We start from the raw sequence: 2,358 nt of genomic DNA on the forward strand, positions 1-2,358 counted from the left end.
GCCAGGGCGCGGCACCTTGATGGCTGATGCGCTCCGCGCCTGGCGTAGCCTGCCGAAATTTCTCGACGCAGTCTCTGTCGCTCTTATCGAGATCAGCCCGGTCATGGTTGAGGCGCAACGAAAGACTCTCAAAGAGGCGCCGGTGCCCGTCCGCTGGCACGCGAAGCTGGATGAGTTGCCGGAGGGTCCGCTCATCGTGCTCGCCAATGAATTCATCGACGCCCTCCCCGTCCGGCAGTTCATCCGTAGCGGCGGCTCCTGGCGCGAGCGCCTCGTTGCGCGCGACGGCAGAGGCGGCTTTTGCTTCACCGAAGCGGAGAAGCCCGCGCGCGGCGATCAAGCGGGAGATCTCCCGGACCCGGCGCCTGATGGTTCCATCCTCGAAACGAGGCCAGCGTCACAGCCTCTCTTGCGTGAGGTTGCTCGCCGCGCCGCCCTTTCCCCCCTCGCCGCCCTCATCATCGATTACGGCCACGACGAAACCGGCTTCTGCGACACGCTGCAAGCCGTGCGCGGCCATCGCTTTGCCGCACCGCTTGCCGATCCGGGAAGCGCCGATCTCTCCGCCCATGTCGATTTCGCCGATCTGAAGCGGCAGGCGAGCGCACTCGGACTGAAGCCCTACGGCCCGGTGCCCCAAGGAGAGTTCCTGCTCAAGCTCGGCCTTGGCGAGCGCCGCGATCGGCTGCTTCAGCGCGCCACCCCGCCGCAAGCGGAAGCGATCGCTTCAGGCGCGTCGCGGCTCGTCGATCCTGCGCAGATGGGGAGAGTGTTCAAAGCGCTCGTCCTTGCCGGCGCCAGCCTACCATCACCCCCTCCTTTCGCTGAGAGCAATTGACCGTACCTTACCGACCGGCCATGGTGACACCCGACAGGGCCATGTTCTGCGCCTCGACCATCGAGAGCTGTGACGGCATCCGCCACGGATTCTTCACCCGCCAAGGCGGCGTTTCGAAGGGCATTTACGGTTCGCTCAATTGCGGTCTCGGCTCCCGTGACGATGCGGAGAATGTGCGGCAGAACCGCATTTTGGTGGCCGAGACCTTGGGCGTGGTGCCCGAGCGCCTGTTGACGCTCTATCAAATCCACAGCGCGACAGCATTGATTGTCGACAAGCCCTGGAATGGCGACGCGGCCGAAGCCGATGCCCTGGTCACGCGCACGCCGGGCCTCGCCATCGGCGCGCTGACCGCCGATTGCGCGCCTGTCCTGTTTTGCGATCCGGAAGCACGGGTCATCGCCACCGCCCATGCCGGCTGGCGCGGCGCGCTTTTTGGCGTCGTCGAGGCCACGGTCGCGTCCATGGAACAACTCGGCGCGAAGCCTGAGCGCATGGTGGCGGTCATCGGTCCCACGATCTCACAGCGCGCCTATGAGGTTGGGACCGATTATGTCGAGCGCTTCCTGGCCGAGGAACCTTCGAGTGCGCCCTTCTTCATGACCGACGACAGCTCCGGCGAACCCCATTTCGACCTTGCCGGCTATGTGGCCGAGCGCCTTGCCCGCGCCGGCATCGGCGCCGTCTCTGACCTTGGGCTTTGCACCTATTGCGACGAGACCCGCCTGTTCAGCTATCGCCGGTCACAGCATCACGGCGAGGAAGACTATGGGCGCCAAATTTCTGCCATCGTGCTCGCCTGATCCTCATTCACCATAGGCTCGTTGGGGCGCACGCCGATCATCCTTAAGCTGGACGCAAGCGGGGCAGGTAATCTATTGTTTGGGCGAGGTTTGGAAGCCCCGCCGCGGGTACTTGAAGGCAGTCGCGAAGGGGGCTTTGCGGCCAACAGAGGGAGTATTTGTTGGGCGCGACTCCACTATGCGTGCGCCGCCGGCTCCGGCGTGTCGCAACCACGGCGCTGACCGCTGCGGTTGTCTTCGGCCTATACGCCAGCGGGTTCGCGGAGAGCGCCAAGGCCGGTTTTTTCAGCGACGCCACCAGCAGGCTCTTCGGCCGCTCCTCCACCCGCATGGACCTCGCCCCGATCGTCGGCGCGCCGGCGAATATTGCCAAGCAATTTGGCCAGGAGCTTGCGACTGCCGGCTCGGACAACAAACTGACGATCACGCCGGATGGTACGGGCTCCCCCTACACGCTGAAGGGCTATCTCGTTGCAACCAGCGAGAAGAAGGGCGCGAAGATCTCATACATCTTGGACATTACCGATACGAAGGGTCAGCGCGTCGGGCGGGTCTCCGGCGAGCAGATCATCGCCGGCCGCGCGGGGGCTGATCCCTGGAGCGGCGTGGACAGCGCGGCGCTCCACGGCCTCGCCGCCAAGATCGCCCCACAAATCGCCGCCACCATGTCGGGCGGCGGCTCCCCTCCGCCGGTGGCCTCGACCCCGGCACCGGCCC

General features: G+C 65.6%; 2 protein-coding genes and 1 pseudogene. All 3 read left to right on the top strand.

Features of this window, described 5'->3' with window-relative positions; translation table 11 throughout:
• Positions 1 to 838 (top strand): class I SAM-dependent methyltransferase (locus ACREC7_RS16365; protein WP_431556749.1); only part of this gene is annotated, 838 nt, incomplete at its 5' end.
• A 20-nt stretch (positions 839 to 858) separates the two neighbouring features.
• Positions 859 to 1,641, top strand: a complete 783-nt coding sequence (gene pgeF, locus ACREC7_RS16370; RefSeq protein ID WP_431556750.1) for a peptidoglycan editing factor PgeF — start codon at positions 859 to 861, stop codon at positions 1,639 to 1,641.
• 161 nt (positions 1,642 to 1,802) lie between these two features.
• Positions 1,803 to 2,358 (top strand): annotated as a pseudogene (locus ACREC7_RS16375) (hypothetical protein); the annotation flags it as partial.

The sequence above is a fragment of the Methyloceanibacter sp. genome (genome assembly GCF_050728395.1).
GTDB lineage: Bacteria > Pseudomonadota > Alphaproteobacteria > Rhizobiales > Methyloligellaceae > Methyloceanibacter.